This window comes from Streptomyces sp. NPDC059534 (assembly GCF_042743475.1).
In the GTDB taxonomy this organism is placed as follows: Bacteria; Actinomycetota; Actinomycetes; order Streptomycetales; family Streptomycetaceae; genus Streptomyces.
In genome coordinates this window covers 136362-153009 of sequence record NZ_JBHWAQ010000020.1, presented here as the reverse complement: position 1 = coordinate 153009, position 16648 = coordinate 136362, and the positions used below count along the sequence as shown (strand labels likewise).

Annotated in this window: 15 protein-coding genes and 1 tRNA gene; 12 read left to right on the top strand and 4 right to left on the bottom strand. The window is 71.9% G+C overall.

What is annotated here, in order from left to right:
• Positions 1-106 precede the first annotated feature (106 nt).
• Positions 107-1570, top strand: a complete 1464-nt coding sequence (locus ACFVZH_RS23895) for an aminopeptidase P family protein (RefSeq protein WP_384900046.1) — start codon at positions 107-109, stop codon at positions 1568-1570.
• Positions 1571-1655: 85 nt separating this feature from the next.
• Here ACFVZH_RS23895 and ACFVZH_RS23890 read toward each other — a convergent pair whose 3' ends face one another.
• Positions 1656-2114: an ATP-binding protein gene (locus ACFVZH_RS23890; RefSeq protein ID WP_384900044.1), complete on the bottom strand. Its 459-nt coding sequence runs from the start codon at positions 2112-2114 to the stop codon at positions 1656-1658.
• A 269-nt stretch (positions 2115-2383) separates the two neighbouring features.
• On the opposite strand from ACFVZH_RS23890, the gene ACFVZH_RS23885 reads away from it, so the two are divergent.
• From ACFVZH_RS23885 to ACFVZH_RS23845, 9 genes are all read left to right on the top strand, one after another.
• A complete protein-coding gene (locus ACFVZH_RS23885) occupies positions 2384-3160 on the top strand; it encodes a hypothetical protein (protein WP_384900042.1) in 777 nt (258 codons plus the stop codon).
• 113 nt (positions 3161-3273) lie between these two features.
• Positions 3274-4038 (top strand): YcnI family protein, encoded by a 765-nt coding sequence (locus ACFVZH_RS23880; protein ID WP_384900040.1) that lies wholly within the window; start codon positions 3274-3276, stop codon positions 4036-4038.
• 36 nt (positions 4039-4074) lie between these two features.
• Positions 4075-4782, top strand: a complete 708-nt coding sequence (locus ACFVZH_RS23875; protein WP_384900038.1) for an SCO family protein — start codon at positions 4075-4077, stop codon at positions 4780-4782.
• The gene (locus ACFVZH_RS23870) at positions 4779-5237 is read left to right on the top strand and encodes a copper chaperone PCu(A)C (protein WP_384900035.1); all 459 of its coding nucleotides are present in this window, start codon (positions 4779-4781) and stop codon (positions 5235-5237) included. The genes ACFVZH_RS23875 and ACFVZH_RS23870 overlap by 4 nt, the downstream gene beginning before the upstream one ends.
• 43 nt (positions 5238-5280) lie before the next feature.
• Positions 5281-7260: a copper resistance protein CopC gene (locus tag ACFVZH_RS23865; protein ID WP_384900033.1), complete on the top strand. Its 1980-nt coding sequence runs from the start codon at positions 5281-5283 to the stop codon at positions 7258-7260.
• Positions 7261-7265: 5 nt separating this feature from the next.
• The gene (efeB, locus tag ACFVZH_RS23860) at positions 7266-8537 is read left to right on the top strand and encodes an iron uptake transporter deferrochelatase/peroxidase subunit (protein WP_384900031.1); all 1272 of its coding nucleotides are present in this window, start codon (positions 7266-7268) and stop codon (positions 8535-8537) included.
• Positions 8538-8608: 71 nt separating this feature from the next.
• On the top strand, positions 8609-9544 hold the full coding sequence (pheA, locus tag ACFVZH_RS23855; RefSeq protein ID WP_384900029.1) for a prephenate dehydratase: 936 nt from the start codon (positions 8609-8611) through the stop codon (positions 9542-9544).
• A gap of 487 nt (positions 9545-10031) precedes the next feature.
• A complete protein-coding gene (serS, locus tag ACFVZH_RS23850; protein ID WP_384900027.1) occupies positions 10032-11321 on the top strand; it encodes a serine--tRNA ligase in 1290 nt (429 codons plus the stop codon).
• Complete coding sequence (locus ACFVZH_RS23845) at positions 11318-12124, top strand: HAD family hydrolase (RefSeq protein ID WP_384900025.1); 807 nt, start codon at positions 11318-11320, stop codon at positions 12122-12124. The genes serS and ACFVZH_RS23845 overlap by 4 nt, the downstream gene beginning before the upstream one ends.
• A gap of 52 nt (positions 12125-12176) precedes the next feature.
• On the opposite strand, the gene ACFVZH_RS23840 is transcribed toward ACFVZH_RS23845, so the two are convergent.
• From ACFVZH_RS23840 to lpdA, 3 genes are all read right to left on the bottom strand, one after another.
• Positions 12177-12261 (bottom strand) — tRNA-Ser (locus tag ACFVZH_RS23840).
• Positions 12262-12346: 85 nt separating this feature from the next.
• Positions 12347-13027 carry a rhomboid-like protein gene (locus ACFVZH_RS23835; RefSeq protein ID WP_384900023.1) on the bottom strand — a complete coding sequence of 227 codons (681 nt, stop codon included), beginning with the start codon at positions 13025-13027 and terminating at the stop codon, positions 12347-12349.
• A 35-nt stretch (positions 13028-13062) separates the two neighbouring features.
• The gene (gene lpdA / locus ACFVZH_RS23830; RefSeq protein WP_384900021.1) at positions 13063-14466 is read right to left on the bottom strand and encodes a dihydrolipoyl dehydrogenase; all 1404 of its coding nucleotides are present in this window, start codon (positions 14464-14466) and stop codon (positions 13063-13065) included.
• Positions 14467-14587: 121 nt separating this feature from the next.
• On the opposite strand from lpdA, the gene ACFVZH_RS23825 reads away from it, so the two are divergent.
• Positions 14588-15268 carry a FadR/GntR family transcriptional regulator gene (locus ACFVZH_RS23825; protein ID WP_384900019.1) on the top strand — a complete coding sequence of 227 codons (681 nt, stop codon included), beginning with the start codon at positions 14588-14590 and terminating at the stop codon, positions 15266-15268.
• Positions 15265-16560: a CynX/NimT family MFS transporter gene (locus ACFVZH_RS23820; RefSeq protein ID WP_384900017.1), complete on the top strand. Its 1296-nt coding sequence runs from the start codon at positions 15265-15267 to the stop codon at positions 16558-16560. Before ACFVZH_RS23825 ends, ACFVZH_RS23820 begins: the two co-directional genes overlap by 4 nt.
• Positions 16561-16648 lie beyond the last annotated feature (88 nt).

Genomic DNA, 16648 nt, shown 5'->3' with positions numbered 1-16648 from the left:
TAAGCGGAACGTGACTCTTCGGTAATGGGCCTTCCGGCCCTGGGCCCCCTTCCGTACGACCGTACGATGGTGGAGGTTCAGTGTCGTACCAAGAGGAGGCAGACCCGTGGCCGAGGAGCTCACGCCGGAGACCCCGGAAGAGTCGACCGAAGAGCAGGCGATCAAGCAGCGGAAGAACGGCCTCTACCCGGGCGTCTCCGACGAGCTGGCCGAGAACATGAAGTCCGGCTGGGCCGACACCGAGCTGCACGACCTCGCGCCGATCGCCCAGGCCGACAAGACCGCCGCGCGCCGCGCCGCGCTCTCCGCCCGCTTCCCGGGCGAGCGCCTGGTGATCCCGGCCGGAAACCTGAAGACCCGGTCGAACGACACCGAGTACGCCTTCCGCGCCTCGACCGAGTACGCGTACCTCACCGGCGACCAGACCCCGGACGGCGTCCTCGTCCTGGAGCCGATGGAGGACGGCCACGAGGCCACCCTCTACCTGCTGCCGCGCTCCAACCGCGAGAACGGCGAGTTCTGGCTCGACGGCCAGGGCGAGCTGTGGGTCGGCCGCCGCCACTCCCTCACCGAGGCCGAGCAGCTCCTCGGCATCCCCGCCAAGGACGTCCGCGAGCTGGCCGAGGCACTGCGCGAGGCCACCGGCCCCGTCCGCAACGTCCGCGGCCACGACGCCGGCATCCAGGCCGCCCTCGCCGACAAGGTGACCGCCGAGCGCGACGAGGAACTGCGCGTCCACCTCTCCGAGGCCCGGCTCGTCAAGGACTCCTTCGAGATCGCCGAGCTGGAGAAGGCATGTGCCTCCACCGCCCGCGGTTTCGAGGACGTCGTGAAGGTCCTCGACAAGGCCGAGGCCACCAGCGAGCGCTACATCGAGGGCACGTTCTTCCTGCGCGCCCGCGTCGAGGGCAACGACATCGGCTACGGCTCCATCTGCGCCGCCGGCCCGCACGCCACCACCCTGCACTGGGTCCGCAACGACGGCGACGTCCGCTCCGGCGAGCTGCTGCTGCTCGACGCCGGCGTGGAGACCACCGAGCTCTACACCGCGGACATCACCCGCACCCTGCCGATCAACGGCCGGTACACCGAGCTCCAGCGCAAGATCTACGACGCCGTGTACGAGGCGCAGGAGGCCGGCATCGCCGCGGTGAAGCCCGGCGCCGCCTACCGCGACTTCCACGACGCGTCCCAGCGCGTCCTCGCCGAGAAGCTCGTCGAGTGGGGCCTCGTCGAGGGCCCGGTCGAGCGCGTCCTGGAGCTCGGCCTCCAGCGCCGCTGGACCCTGCACGGCACCGGCCACATGCTCGGCATGGACGTCCACGACTGCGCCGCCGCGCGCACCGAGGCGTACGTCGACACCACGCTGGCGCCGGGCATGTGCCTGACCGTCGAGCCGGGTCTGTACTTCCAGGCCGACGACCTGACCGTGCCCGAGGAGTACCGCGGCATCGGCGTCCGGATCGAGGACGACATCCTCGTCACCGAGGACGGCAACCGGAACCTCTCGGACGCGCTGCCGCGCCGCTCCGACGAGGTCGAGGCGTGGATGGCCGCGCTGAAGGGCTGACCTCCGCGTAGGTTGGAGACGAAGGGCCCCCGCCGACCGACCGGCGGGGGCCCTTCCCCGTGTCTCCGTACGCCTCCCGGGCCCCTCAGGCCAGCAGGAGGGACGGGCTGTCCCGCCACTTCAGGATCTTGTCGAAGCTGACCACCGCGCCGCCCCGGCCCGAGCGGTTCCCGAACTGGACGTGGTCGGCGAGCTCCTCGATCAGCCGCAGCCCCCGGCCGTGCTCGGCGTCGTCGGACGGAGCACCCGGCACCCCGGCCCCCGGGAAACCCGGGCCCGCGTCGGCCACCTCGATCCGGCAGGTCTCGCCGTCCAGGTACGCCGTCACCCGGTACGCCCCCTGCTGTGGCCCGCCCGGCGCGCCGGTCCCGGCTCCGCCGCCGTGCTCGACCGCGTTCGCACACGCCTCGGTCAGCGCGACCGACAGGTCGTAGGACACGTCCGGGTCGACGCCCGCCGTCTCCATCGTGCCCAGCAGGAGCCGCCTGGCCAGCGGCACGCTCGCAGCCTCGCGCCGCAGATGCAGTGACCACCAGATGCTCATGCTCCAGCCTCCCGGCAGCGGCTCGACATACCGATACCTATTGCCGGACGGAACCCTTCGTAAGCACGCGAACGCGTCAAGAGCGCTCGTTCGGCGGATGCGACGGGCCATGCGCCGGTGTATGCCACCCGCCGAAGACGCCGTACGAGACCCCCGGAGGCGCTCCACGTCACGGCGAAGACACTGCATGTCACCCCGAAGACACTCAAGAACGACCTTCCGGACCTGCCTCATGGCGGTGTGGCCCCTGGTGCGATGATGGGCCCGCCATGACTGCCCCCGCGCTCGCTCCACGGCTGCTGAGGGCCGCGGTGTTCACCGCGGTCTGCGTCGTGCTGTCCGCGCTGGGACACGCCCTCGCCGCCTGCGCCGGGATCGCGGCATGGACGCTCCTCGCCGGATTCCTCGGCGTCTTCGGGATCGCCGTCCTCTTCACCGGACGCGAGCGCTCCCTCGGCTTCGTCATCGGCGCCCTCGCCGGCGGGCAGCTCGGCCTGCACGTCCTCTTCGGTCTCGGACAGCGCCGGCTCACGCTGAGCCCCGAGGCCGACGACACCCTCGTGCGGATGGCCGCCCGGCTGGTCTGCGGAGCCGGCACCGGGGCCATCGGCCCCGCCGACGCCGCCAGGATCGTCCGCGACGCCGGGCTCGACCCGGCCGCGGCCCCCTCCCACGCGGGCCACACCGCCGCGCCGGCCGCCTCCACCGAGCTGCTGCCCAGCCTGCCCATGCTCCTCGGCCACCTGCTGGCCGCGCTGGCCACGGGCTGGCTGCTGCGCCGCGGCGACCACGCACTCCGCCGGCTCGTCGAGCTCTCCGGACAGAGCGCCACCGAACTCGCCGAGACCGCGCTCGTGCGCTCGCTGCGGGCCGCGCTCCGCCTCGTACGGGCCCTGCTCGCCGGACTGCCCACGGACCCGCGCACCGGACCCCGTCCGGCCGTCCGCGCCGCGGGCGACTCCTCGCCGCCGCCGGTGGCCGAGGCGCTCAGGAACACGGTGATCAGGCGCGGCCCGCCGGCCGCCGACTGCGTCCTCGCAGCCTGACGCGGACCGCTCACCAGGAGCGGGGCCGCGCTCGTCCGCACGCCTGTGCGGGGCCAGTGCCCCCGGCGTGCCGGACGTCCCCCGTCTTCCTCCGAGCTGGAGTGTCCTCTGCCATGAGCGTTTCCCGTTTCGCCGCCACCCGTGTCGCCCTCGCCGGCGGCATCGCCCTCTCCTCCGTCGTCCTGCTCGCCGGCACGGCCTCCGCGCACGTCAGCGTGCAGCCGCAGGGCGAGGCCGCCAAGGGCGGCTACGCGACCGTCAACATCAAGGTCCCCAACGAGCGCGACAACGCCTCCACCGTGAAGCTCGAGGTCAACTTCCCGCTCGACCACCCGCTGGCCTCCGTCATGCCGCAGCCCATCCCCGGCTGGAAGGCCGAGGTGACCAAGAGCAAGCTCGCCAAGCCGCTGGAGCTGCACGGCAAGCAGATCAACGAAGCCGTCTCCAAGGTCACCTGGACCGCCGACGGCTCGAAGATCGGCCCCGGCCAGTTCCAGCAGTTCCCGCTCTCGCTCGGCCAGCTGCCGGAGGACACCGACCAGCTCGTGCTCAAGGCGATCCAGACGTACGACAACAAGGAGGTCGTGCGCTGGATCGAGGAGTCGAAGGAGGGCGCGGACGAGCCGCAGAACCCGGCCCCCGTCCTGAAGCTCTCCGCCGCGTCCGGTGACCACCACGGCGCCGCCGCCCCGTCCGCCTCGGCCTCCGCCGCCTCGGACGAGAAGGCCAGCCACGACGACAAGGCCGCCGGCCACACCGAGACCGCCTCCGCCTCGTCCACCGACAAGACGGCCCGCGTCCTCGGCGTCGTGGGCATCCTCGTCGGTGTCGCCGGCGTCGCCTTCGGCGTTCTCGCCGGCCGCCGCCGCTCGGCCTGACGGCCGCACCCTCACCAAGAACCGGAAAGAAACAGCATGTCTGAAGAGAAGACGTCCGGGGCGGGCACCTCGCGCCCCGGGCGGCGGACCCCGCTGATCATCGCCGCGGTCGCGATCGCGGCCGCGATCGGCCTGACCGCGGCCGTCGGCCTCGGCGGCAACGGCGACAAGGCCGCCGGCCCCGTCGCCGAGGTCTCCGGCGGCACCGACTCCACCAAGGCGGCCACGGTCCTCGACCGGCCGTTCACCAAGCCCGCGCTCGTCCTCACCGACACCAAGGGCGAGAAGTACGACCTGCGCGAGCGCACCAAGGGCAAGCCGACCCTCGTCTACTTCGGCTATACGCACTGCCCCGACGTCTGCCCCCTGACGATGAGCAACATCGCCATCGCCAAGAAGCAGCTCTCCCAGGCCGACCAGGACAAGCTCCAGGTCGTCTTCGTCACCACCGACCCCGAGCGGGACACCGCCGCCGAACTCGCCAAGTGGCTGCCCGCCGCCGGCGACGCCTCCTTCACCGGTCTCACCGGCGACTTCTCCGCCATCCAGGCGGGCGCCAAGTCGATCGGCATCGGCATCGACCCGCCGAAGGTGGAGGACGGCAAGGTCGTCTCCATGCACGGAGCCCAGGTGATCGCCTTCTCGCCCGCCACCGACCAGGGCTACGTCCTGTACGGCGAGGACACGAGCGTCGACGACTACGCCAAGGACCTGCCGAAGATCATCAAGGGGGAGAACCCGTGACCCGCCGCACCACCGCCCTGTCCGCCGCCGTGGCCCTGGCCGCCTCGCTCGCGCTGACCGGGTGCTCGTCCCCGTCCGGGGGAGGGAAGCCCGACCTCCAGGTCAGCGGCGCGTTCATGCCGCAGCCGGTGATGGACATGGCCGGCGGCTTCCTCACCATCGCCAACGACGGTGACACGGCGGACAAGCTCACCTCCGTCACCAGCCCGCTCTCGGACGACGTCACGATGCACGAGACGAAGAACCAGGCGATGCGGCAGGTGACGTCGTTCGACATCCCCGCGAACGGCAGGCTGTCCCTCTCCCGTGGCGGCAACCACCTCATGTTCATGGAGCTGAAGCAGAAGCCCAAGCAGGGCGAGAAGGTCAGCATCGAGCTCCACTTCGAGAAGTCCGACCCCATCAAGGTCGACCTTCCCGTCGAGGCCGCCAACCACAACCCGCAGCAGCACTGAGCGCGTTGACGGATCGACCCTGAGCTGACGGAGTGACCCAGAGATGACGACCACCGCCCCGCGCCTCGGTACCGCCCTGGCCCGGCTGCTCATACTCGCGGCCGCGCTGCTCGGCACGCTCCTCGCCGGCGCCGCCCCCGCCTCCGCGCACGCGGCGCTCACCGGAAGCGACCCCAAGGACGGGGCGGTGGTCGCCACCGCCCCCAAGGAGGTCAACCTGACCTTCTCGGAACAGGTGGCCATGAGCCCCGACTCGATCCGGGTCCTCGACCCGGCGGGGCGGCGGGCCGACACCGGAGAGATCCGGGACCTGTGCAGCGGATCCGTCGTCCGCTACGGCGTGGGGCTCCGCGCCGGACTGCCCGACGGCACCTACACCGTCGCCTGGCAGACCGTCTCGGCCGACAGCCACCCCATCGCCGGCGCTTTCACCTTCTCCATCGGCGCCCCCTCCGTCACCTCCGTCGCCCTGCCCGACCGGACGGCCGGCGGCGGACTCGTCGGCACCCTGTACGGCATCGCGCGCTACCTCTCGTACGGCGGGTTCGCCGTCCTCGTCGGCGGCGGCGCCTTCGTCCTGGTCTGCTGGCCGCGCGGCGCGGCCGTCCGCCCCGTCCAGCAGACCGTCGTACGCGGCTGGCTGACCCTCACCGGTGCCACGCTGGCACTGCTGCTCCTGCGCAACCCGTACACCGGGTCCGGCGAACTCTCCGACGCCTTCGACCTGGCCGGCCTCAAGGCGGTCCTGGAGACCAAGACCGGCGCCGCGCTCACCTCCCGGCTGCTGCTGCTCGGCGCGGCCGCGCTGTTCGTGGCCGTCCTCTTCGGCGCCTACGCCCGGCGCACCGACCCGAAGGAGAAGAAGGACCTCGCCTTCGGGCTCGGCATCGGCGGCACCGTCGTCGCCGCCGGCATCGCCGGCACCTGGGCCCTGGCCGAGCACGCCTCGACCGGTATCCAGCCCGGCATCGCCATGCCCGTCGACATCCTGCACCTCCTCGCCGTCGCCGCCTGGCTCGGCGGTCTCACCGTGCTGCTCGTCGCCCTCTACCGGGCGCCGTCCCTCGACCGCCGGGCCGTCGAGCGCTTCTCCAAGGTCGCCCTCGGCTCCGTGACCGTCCTCGCCGCCACCGGGCTCTACCAGTCCTGGCGCCAGGTCGGCTCCTGGTCCGCGCTCACCGGCACCGGCTACGGCCAGCTCCTCCTCGTCAAGATCGGCCTCGTCGCCGTACTCGTCGGCATCGCCTGGATCTCCCGCCGCTGGACCCGACGCCTCGCCGACCCGAAGCCGCGGGAACAGGCCGAGTCGGACAACGGGGCCGGAGCCGAGACCGACGCGGACGCCGAGGCCGGGTCCGAAGCCGACACCGGGTCCGACGCTGGGTCCGACACCGAGACCGACGCCGACGCCGACACCGAGGCCGGCGGTGGGGCCGTGGTCGATCCCGAGCGGGCGGCTCAGCTGGCCCGGCAGCGGGCGGCCGTCGCCACCGCGCGACGGAAGCGGGAGCGGGACGCCGATCCCGAGCGGGCCGGTCTGCGCCGCTCGGTGCTGACCGAGGCCGCCGTCGCCGTCGTGCTGCTCGCCGTGACCACGATCCTCACCTCGACCGAACCGGGCCGCACCGAGGAGGAGGCCGGCCGCGCCGGCGCGTCCGCAGGCCCGGCCGCCGTGCCCGACCGGCCCGTCGACATCCGGCTGCCCTTCGACACCGGCGGCGTCGACGGCAAGGGTGTCGTCCGGCTCAGCCTCGACCCCGGCCGCACCGGGGCCAACGGGCTCCACATCTTCGTCGAGCGCCCCAACGGCAAGCCGCTGGACGTCCCGGAGGTCAAGGTCGCCCTCACCCTGGAGGCGAAGGACGTCGGCCCGCTGCCCGTCGCTCCCGACCGCATCCAGACCGGACACTGGAGCGCGAGCGGCGTCCAGATCCCGATGCCGGGCGAGTGGAAGATCCAGGTCACCGTCCGTACCTCCGACATCGACCAGACCACCATCGACAAGAACGTGAAGATCGGCTGAGCATCGTGACCGACAGCGACAACCTTGAGATCTCACGCCGGCGTCTGCTCGGCACCGTCGGCGCGGCCGGCGCGGCCGGGCTCGTCATCGGCGCGGCCGGTGGTGTCGGCGTCTCCACCGCCGTGTCCGGCGACGACACCGCCGGGAGTCCCGGGGCCGGCGGCGCTCCCGCCCTGTCCACGGTCGGCGCGACCGAGGTGATGTTCCACGGGAAACATCAGGCCGGCATCACCACCCCCCTCCAGTCGCGCGGCCATCTGATCGCCTTCGACCTCGCACCCGGCGCCGGCCGCAAGGAGGCCGCCGCCCTGCTGCGCCGCTGGTCGGTCACGGCGAAGGCGCTGATGGCGGGCAAGGCCCCGGCCGGGGACACCGGTATCGCCCTCGACGCGGGCCCCTCCTCTCTCACGGTCACCTTCGGCTTCGGCCGTACGTTCTTCGACCGGACCGGACTCGCCGCGCGCCGCCCCGCCGGGCTCGACCCGCTGCCCGCTTTCTCCGCCGACGCCCTGGACCCGAGGCGCTCGGAGGGCGACCTGTGGGTGCAGATCGGCGCCGACGACGCCCTCGTCGCCTTCCACGCCCTGCGCGCCCTCCAGAAGGACGCGGGGGACGCGGCCCGGGTCCGCTGGCAGATGAACGGCTTCAACCGCTCGGCCGGTGCCACCGCGAAGCCGATGACCGCCCGCAACCTCATGGGGCAGGTCGACGGCACCGGCAACCCCAAGCCCACCGAACCCGACTTCGACCGGCGGATCTTCGTCCCGGCCGGGGCCGGCGGCGCGGAGGCGTGGATGGCCGGCGGCTCGTACGCGGTGGTGCGCCGGATCCGGATGCTGCTCGACGACTGGGAGAAGCTGCCGCAGGACCGGCAGGAGAAGGTGATCGGGCGCCGGAAGTCCGACGGCGCCCCGCTGAGCGGCGGCACCGAGACCACCGAGCTCGACCTGAACAAGCTCGGCTCCGACGGGAAGCCGGTGATCCCGGACAACGCGCACTCCCGGATCTCCGCCCCCGAACAGAACGGCGGGGCCGCGATGCTGCGCAGGCCGTTCTCCTTCCACGACGGGATCGGGCCCGACGGGACGCCGGACGCCGGTCTCCTCTTCGTCTGCTGGCAGGCGGACCCGCTCCGGGGCTTCGTCCCGGTGCAGCGCAAGCTCGACCGGGGGGACGCGCTGTCGGAGTTCATCCGCCACGAGGCCAGCGGCCTCTTCGCCGTGCCGGGCGGCCCCGCCGAGGGCGAGTACGTGGGCCAGCGGCTCCTGGAGGCATGACCGTCACGACCGGCGGGACGACTCCGCTCGGAAGGGCCGCTCGCGCCTGCGGCGACCATTAGGGTGACGGTATGTCCGCCACCCGGTTCACGTATCTCGGCCCCGAGGGCACCTTCACGGAGGCCGCGCTCCGCACGCTGCCCGAGGCGGCGACGCGGGAGCTCGTCCCGATGGTCTCCGTTCCGGCCGCGCTCGACGCCGTACGGAACGGGGAAGCCGCCGCCGCGCTCGTCCCGATCGAGAACTCGGTCGAGGGCGGGGTGACCGCGACCCTGGACGAGCTGGCCTCCGGCGAGCCGCTGATGATCTACCGCGAGGTGCTCCTTCCGATCGCCTTCGCGCTGCTCGTCCGGCCCGGGACTCGGCTCTCGGAGATCAAAACGGTCACGGGCCACCCGGTGGCCCAGCCTCAGGTCCGGAACTGGCTGCGGACGCACCTGCCCGAGGCGGTGTGGGAGTCGGCCGCGTCCAACGCGGACGGGGCCCGACTGGTGCAGGAGGGCCGCTTCGACGCCGCCTTTGCGGGGGAGTTCGCGGCGGCGACGTACGGCCTCGAGGCGCTGGTCACCGAGATCCACGACGCGGAGAACGCCGAGACGCGGTTCGTGCTGGTGGGCCGGCCGGCCCGGCCGGCGGCTCCGACCGGTGCGGACAAGACGTCGGTGGTGCTGTGGCTGGGTGACGATCATCCGGGTGCCCTCCTCGAACTGCTCCAGGAATTCGCGGTGCGCGGGGTGAACCTGATGCTGATCCAGTCCCGTCCCACGGGGGCCGGGATCGGCAACTACTGCTTCGCCGTGGACGCCGAGGGCCATATCTCGGACCGGCGGGTGGGCGAGGCGCTGATGGGGCTCAAGCGGATCTGCCCGCAGGTGCGCTTCCTCGGCTCGTACCCGAGGGCGGGGGTCGTGGTCGAGGACGTGCTGCCGCTGCGGCGCGGGACTTCGGACCAGGCGTTCACGGCGGCCTCCGACTGGCTGGCGAGGGCCCAGGACGGTCGGGCCTGATTCGATACTGACCGACCGCTCCCGCCGCCGGGAGCGGTCGTCCACAGGTACGAATCAATAGTCCTACTTGCATACTTTTCAGTTACCCACAGAGGTTATCCACAGGCGCCATACCCAGCCTGGGGACAAGTCGACACCTCGCTCCGACAAGGTCGACAAATCGCCCTGACGACTCCCCTTTCACCCGTGGTCCGTCCACAACGCCCGGATGACGCCCACGTCAGCGCCCCTCGCCCGATCAACTCTTTGGAGCGAGTAATTCCCACCCGAATGAGTGGGCAAATGGTGTTTGATCACGTAATTCCCAGGTGCGAGAATGAAAATCCATGGACCCGCCCCCGTAGTCCACAGATCTTCCGCACAGCCTGTGGATAACTGCACGGGAAGGCCCCGCGGCCGGCATTCGCGCGGGTCCCAATTCGGGCGAAACAACACGCGCGCCGTTATCCGGTGGGGTCACGCGAACGCGCACCGGTAGCCTGGTGGGGTGATTGACCTTCGCCTGCTCCGTGAGGACCCCGACCGTGTTCGCGCCTCCCAGCGCGCCCGTGGAGAGGACGTCGCGCTCGTCGACGCCCTGCTCTCTGCCGATGAGCGGCGCAGGTCGTCCGGCGTCCGCTTCGACGAGCTCCGATCCGAGCAGAAGGCGCTCGGCAAGCTGATCCCCAAGGCCACCCCCGAGGAGCGCGCCGAGCTCCTCCAGAAGGCCGAGCAGCTCAAGACCGACGTCAAGGCCGCCGAGGCCGAGCAGAACGACGCCGACGAGACGGCCAAGCGGCTCCTGCTCCAGCTCGGGAACATCGTCCACACGGACGTCCCGGTCGGCGGCGAGGAGGACTTCGTCGTCCTGGAGACGCACGGCACCATCCGCGACTTCGCGGCCGAGGGCTTCGAGCCCAAGGACCACCTGGAGCTCGGCGAGACGCTCGGCGCCATCGACGTCGAGCGGGGCGCCAAGGTCTCCGGCTCGCGCTTCTACTACCTGACCGGCGTCGGCGCCCTCCTGGAGCTGGCCCTCGTCAACGCGGCGATCGCCCAGGCCACCGAGGCCGGCTTCATCCCGATGCTGACCCCCGCGCTGGTCCGTCCGCGCGCCATGGAGGGCACCGGTTTCCTCGGCCAGGCCGCGGAGAACGTGTACCACCTGGAGAACGACGACCTCTACCTGGTCGGCACCTCCGAGGTCCCCCTCGCCGCGTACCACATGGACGAGATCATCGACGCCGACAAGCTGCCGCTGCGGTACGCGGGCTTCTCGCCCTGCTTCCGCCGCGAGGCCGGCACGTACGGCAAGGACACCCGGGGCATCTTCCGCGTCCACCAGTTCGACAAGGTCGAGATGTTCTCGTACGTCGCGCCCGAGGACGCGGAGAGCGAGCACAAGCGGCTCCTGGAGTGGGAGAAGCAGTGGCTGACCAGCCTCGAGCTGCCCTTCCAGGTCATCGACGTCGCCACCGGCGACCTCGGCGCCTCGGCCTCCCGCAAGTTCGACTGCGAGGCGTGGATCCCGACCCAGGGCAAGTACCGCGAGCTGACCTCGGCCTCCAACTGCAACAGCTTCCAGGCCCGCCGCCTCTCCATCCGCATGCGTGACGAGCAGGGCGGCAAGAAGACGGTGCAGCCGCTGGCCACCCTGAACGGCACGCTGTGCGCCGTACCGCGCACCATCGTGGCGATCCTGGAGAACCACCAGCTCGCCGACGGCTCGGTGCGGGTGCCCGAGGTCCTGCGGCCGTACCTCGGCGGACGCGAGGTCCTGGAGCCGATCGCCAAGTGAGCCCCTTCCCCTACCGCCTGGTCGCGACGGACCTCGACGGCACGCTGCTGCGTTCCGACGAGTCCGTCTCGGACCGCACGCGGGACGCGCTCGCCGCCGTGGTCGCGGCGGGCGCCGCGCACATCGTGGTCACCGGCCGGGCGGTGCCCTGGACCCGGCACATCCTCGACGACCTCGGATACGAGGGGATCGCGGTGTGCGGGCAGGGCGCGCAGGTCTACCACGCGGGGGAGCACCGGCTGCTCACCTCGCTGACCCTGGACCGGCAGCTCGCGGGGCTCGCCCTGTCCAAGATCGAGGCCGAGGTAGGCCCGCTGGCGCTGGCCGCCAGCCGTGACGGTCTGGACGGCGAGGTCCTCATGGGCCCCGGCTACAAGGCCCAGGACGGGCCCCTGCCGTACGTGGCGTACGAGGACCCGGCCGAGCTGTGGTCGGCGCCGCTGACCAAGCTGTACATCCAGCATCCGACGCTGACCGACGACGAACTGACCCGGTCCGCCCGGGAGACGGTCGGCGGGCTGGTGGACGTCGTCATGGCGGGGCCCGGCATCGTGGAGATCCTCCCGCTCGGCCTGAGCAAGGCGACCGGGCTGTCGCTCGCGGCCCGTCGGCTGGGTGTGAAGGCGGCGGAGACGATCGCCTTCGGCGACATGCCGAACGACATCCCGATGTTCGGCTGGGCCGCCCACGGCGTGGCCATGGGCAACGCCCACGAGGAGCTCCGGGCGGTGGCGGACGAGGTGACGGCCTCCAACGAGGAGGACGGCATCGCGGTCGTCCTGGAACGCCTGCTGGCGCTCTGACACTTCACGACCCACGAAGGCCACCCTCCGGGGTGGCCTTCGTCGTGCTCGGCGGAGGATGCGCGGATCGAACGCGCGCGGGGTCTCCCCCGACTACGGCTTAGCAAGCCGCTGCCTTACCACTCGGCCAATCCTCCGGGAGGGGGAGCGGCCCGCGCGGACCAGGTCCACGCGCTCGAAGCGGCCGCTCCCTTCGGGAGATCCCCCGTGTCCCCCGTACAACTAGTCTGCGCCGGGCCCCCGTTCGGATGCGACCGATTTTTCTCCCCGGGTGAGCGGGTAGCAGGCCAGGCCGATCGCCAGTGAGATCAGGTGCCCGAGATCGGTGTACGTACGGTCGACGGCGAACGGTACGACGAAGAAGGCCACCACTCCCGCGAGGTAGGGCCAGCGCCACGGGCGCGGCAGCCGGTAGGCCAGGATCCCGGCCGAGGCGGCGAGTCCGTAGCTGACCCCGATGTCGACGACGTGCGCCATGCTGCGCGGCACGTCGTGGAGCCGGATGGCCACCAGGACGACCTGCTGGCTGATCAGCGTCGCCGCGATGTGCGCCGTCGCGACGGTGAAGAGCCATTTCGCGGTCCCGAGCCAGCGTTCCACGGGGGCGTGCAGGACCTCGAAGAGCACCGCGTACAGCAGGACGTCGGCCGGGTCCTCGATCCAGAACGCGCTGCCGAGCAGCGCGCGCACCGGGTGGTGCGAGAGCTGGTGGAGATTGCTGCTGTTGCGGTGGAGGAGATAGGTGTCCAGACCCGCCGGGGAGAGCGCGATGACGAGGCTGGTGATCGCGATGACCGCCAGCCAGACATGCGTACCGGGTGACGAACGCACCCACGACCTGATCGGCCGGGACGGTTCGCCACCCGGAAGGGTTCCGCTGGTTCCGCTGGCTTCGGTCGGCACCTTTCAGTGCCTATCACCCGAAGCCGGGAGAAACCTCAGAAATTGATCATGTGTCCGGCAATACCGTGGATCGCTTCCTTCACGGCCTCGCCCAGCGTCGGGTGCGCGTGGACGTTCCGGGCGACCTCGTGGACGGTGAGGTCCCACTGCTGGGCCAGGGTCAGCTCGGGCAGCAGCTCGGTGACGTCCGGGCCGATCAGGTGAGCGCCGATGATCTCGCCGTGCGTGCCGTCGGCGATGATCTTGACGAAGCCCGTGGCGTCGCCGAGACCGTGCGCCTTGCCGTTCGCGACGAACGGGAACTTGGCGACCTTGACGTCGAAGCCCTTCTCGCGGGCCTGCGCCTCGGTCCAGCCGAAGCTGGCGATCTGCGGCTGGCAGTAGGTCGCGCGCGGGATCATCGGGTAGTCGAGCTCCATCGTCTCGGCGTCCCCGATGGTCTCGGCCGCGATGACGCCCATGGCCTCGGCGGTGTGCGCGAGCATCAGCTTCGCGGTGACGTCGCCGATGGCGTAGATGTGCGGCACGGAGGTGCGGCAGCGGCCGTCGACGTCGATCGCGCCGCGCTCGGTGAGGGCGACACCGGTGGCCTCCAGGCCGTAGCCGGTGACGTTCGGGGCGAAGCCGATGGCCTGGAGGACCTTGTCGGCCTCCAGGACCTTCTGGACGCCGTCCTTGCCCGTGACGGTGACGCGGACCTGCGGGCCGGACTCGTCGATGGCCTCGACGCGGGTGGAGGTCAGGACGTCGATGCCGAGCTTGCGGTACTGCTTCGCCAGCTCCTTGGAGACCTCTTCGTCCTCCAGCGGGGCGACGCGGTCGAGGAACTCGACGATCGTGACCTTGGTGCCGTAGTTGTTCAGCACGTACGCGAACTCGATGCCGATGGCGCCGGCGCCCGCGATGACGATCGACTTCGGGGCGTCCTCGGCGAGGATCTGCTGCTCGTACGAGACGACGCGGTCGCTGAGGGCCGTGCCCGGGAGCAGGCGCGGGGTGGCGCCGGTGGCGATGATGCAGTTGTCGAAGGTGATCGTCTCCGAGGTGCCGTCGGCCTTGGCCACCTGGAGGGTGTTCGCGTCGAGGAAGGTGCCCCGGCCGTCGAACTCGGTGATCCCGTTCTTCTTCATCAGGAAGTGGACGCCCTTGACGCGGCCGTCCGCGACCGAGCGGCTGCGGCGGAACGCCTCGCCATAGTCGAAGGAGACGGTGCCGTCGACCTTGATGCCGAAGGTCTTTGCCTCGTGGTTGAAGATGTGGGCGAGCTCGGCGTTGCGCAGCAGCGCCTTGGTGGGGATGCAGCCGACGTTCAGGCAGACACCGCCCCAGTACTTCTCCTCGACGACCGCGACCCGCTTGCCCAGCTGGGCGGCGCGGATGGCGGCGACGTAGCCGCCGGGGCCAGCTCCGAGTACGACGACGTCGAAGCGGTCTGACATGACTGACTCCCGAGGGTGGTGAGGGTGTTCGGTCCACGTACGGGCCCACAGTAGTCCGGTGTCTCCGGGACGGTCAGTTGTAGGATGACTGGGCAACCGGGCAAATGGAGAGCGGGGCGGCATGGCACTCAGGGCAGCGGGACGGACCTCACTGGTGGACTCCGTCGTGGAACAGCTGCGCGGGCAGCTCGCCGACGGCGAGTGGGCGGTCGGCGACCGCATCCCGACCGAGCACGAGCTCGCGCAGCAGCTCGGCGTGGGCCGCAACACCGTCCGTGAGGCGGTCCGGGTCCTCGTCCACGCCGGCCTCCTGGAGTCCCGCCAGGGCAACGGGACCTTCGTCCGGTCGACCGCCGACCCGGCCGCCGTCCTGCGCGGCGTGCGCCACGCGGCCGCGTCCGACGTCCTCGAACTGCGGGTCGCCCTGGAGGCCGAGGCCGCCCGGCTCGCGGCCGAACGACGGGACACCCACGACCTGCTGCGGCTGAGGGCCGCCCTGACCGGCCTGCGGGAGGAGGGCGACCGGGACGCGGACGCGGACCTCGCCTTCCACCTGGCGGTCGTGGAAGCCACCCACAACGCCGCCTTCACCGAGGTCTACCGCTTCTTCTCCGCCCAGGTCCACGAAGTACTGGTCGAGGCCCTCGGCGACCGGGAGATGCCGCCGGTCGACATCGACGCCCACGAGGCGCTGGTGACCGCGATCGAGGCGGGCGACCCCGAGGCGGCGGAGCGCCAGGCCCGCGAACTGCTGCGGGTGCCGAGGGAGGCCGTCGCGGCCCTGCCGGAGCGGAACCGATGACGGCCGGCGCGCCCGCGCCCGAGGAGACGCGCGCCGACGGACCGGTGCGCGTGCCCGTCGACGCCGAGGCCGGGGCCCGCCGGCCGGCACAGGGAGCGGCCGCCCGGCGCGCCCTGCTCGCCCATCCGGCGCTGCTCCTGACCGGCATCGTGCTGGCCTCGCTGAACATGCGGGTCGCGCTGGCGAGCGTGGCACCCCTGGTCGGCGAGATGTCCGAGGCGTTCGGCCTCTCCTCGACGGCGAGCTCGCTCGTCACCTCGGTACCGGTGCTGTTCCTCGGCCTGGGCGCCCTGGTGGCTCCCTGGCTGGGCCGCCGCTTCGGCGCCGAACGCGTGCTGTTCGGCGCGCTCCTGCTGCTCGGCGTCGGCATCCTCGCGCGCCTCCTGCCGTCCGTGTACGCGCTGTACGGCGGCGGTGTCCTCGTCGGCACGGCGATCGCCCTGCTCAACGTGCTGATGCCGGGCCTGATCAAGCGGGACTTCCCGGACCGGGCCGCGGCGATGACCTCGGTCTACACGGGCGCGATGATCGCCGGTGCGACGGTGGCGGCGGCCGCCGCGGTACCGCTGGAGAAGGCACTGGGCGGCGGCTGGCAGGCGTCGCTCGGCTTCTGGTCCCTGCTCGCCGTGGTCGCCGCCCTCGGCTGGCTGCCGCAGGTGCTGATCGCCCGCGGCCGTCCGGGCCCCGCGTCACGGGCCGTCCCGGCCGCCGGCGCCCGCCCGGTCCGGGTCTGGCGCTCGGCGCTCGCCTGGCAGGTCACGCTGTTCATGGGACTGCAGTCGCTGTGGTCGTACGTGCTGATCGCCTGGATGCCGACGATGTTCACCGACCACGGGATGAGCCGCTCCACCGCCGGCGTGATCTTCGCCTTCAACAACCTGATCCAGGTCGCGGGCGCCTTCGCGGTGCCGCTGCTCGCCGGCCGGATGCGCAGCCAGCGCCCGCTGATCGTGCTGGTCACGACACTGGTCGCGGCCGGTTACGCCGGACTGCTGGTGGCGCCGGTGCAGGGTGCCTGGCTCTGGTCGGCGGTGCTCGGCGTGGGCCAGGGCGGCGCGGTCGGCCTCGCCCTGACGCTCATCGTGCTGCGCTCCGGGGACGCGGTGACCGCGGCCCGGCTGTCCGGGATGGCCCAGACCGTCGGCTATCTGCTCGCCGCGGCGGGCCCGCTGGCGGCCGGCGTCCTCCACCAGGCCACCGGCTCCTGGACCCTGCCGATCTGCGTGGTCCTCGGCGTCTGCGCGGCGGCCCTCGCCGTGGGCCTGCTCGCCGCCCGGGACCGGACGGTCTGAGAGAGGGCCGCCGCTCGCCGGCCTGATGGTGTCCCGCTGGCGGGCTTGTGGTGTCCCGCCGGCGGACCTGTGGTGTCCCGCCGGCGGG

Excerpts from the sequence above, each read along its gene's own strand:
- ACFVZH_RS23865 (WP_384900033.1), top strand. The coding sequence starts at position 5,281 with ATGACGACCACCGCCCCGCGCCTCGGTACCGCCCTGGCCCGGCTGCTC.
- ACFVZH_RS23880 (WP_384900040.1), top strand. The coding sequence starts at position 3,274 with ATGAGCGTTTCCCGTTTCGCCGCCACCCGTGTCGCCCTCGCCGGCGGC.
- ACFVZH_RS23890 (WP_384900044.1), bottom strand. The coding sequence starts at position 2,114 with ATGAGCATCTGGTGGTCACTGCATCTGCGGCGCGAGGCTGCGAGCGTG.
- ACFVZH_RS23885 (WP_384900042.1), top strand. The coding sequence starts at position 2,384 with ATGACTGCCCCCGCGCTCGCTCCACGGCTGCTGAGGGCCGCGGTGTTC.
- pheA (WP_384900029.1), top strand. The coding sequence starts at position 8,609 with ATGTCCGCCACCCGGTTCACGTATCTCGGCCCCGAGGGCACCTTCACG.
- ACFVZH_RS23820 (WP_384900017.1), top strand. The coding sequence starts at position 15,265 with ATGACGGCCGGCGCGCCCGCGCCCGAGGAGACGCGCGCCGACGGACCG.
- lpdA (WP_384900021.1), bottom strand. The coding sequence starts at position 14,466 with ATGTCAGACCGCTTCGACGTCGTCGTACTCGGAGCTGGCCCCGGCGGC.
- ACFVZH_RS23825 (WP_384900019.1), top strand. The coding sequence starts at position 14,588 with ATGGCACTCAGGGCAGCGGGACGGACCTCACTGGTGGACTCCGTCGTG.
- ACFVZH_RS23875 (WP_384900038.1), top strand. The coding sequence starts at position 4,075 with ATGTCTGAAGAGAAGACGTCCGGGGCGGGCACCTCGCGCCCCGGGCGG.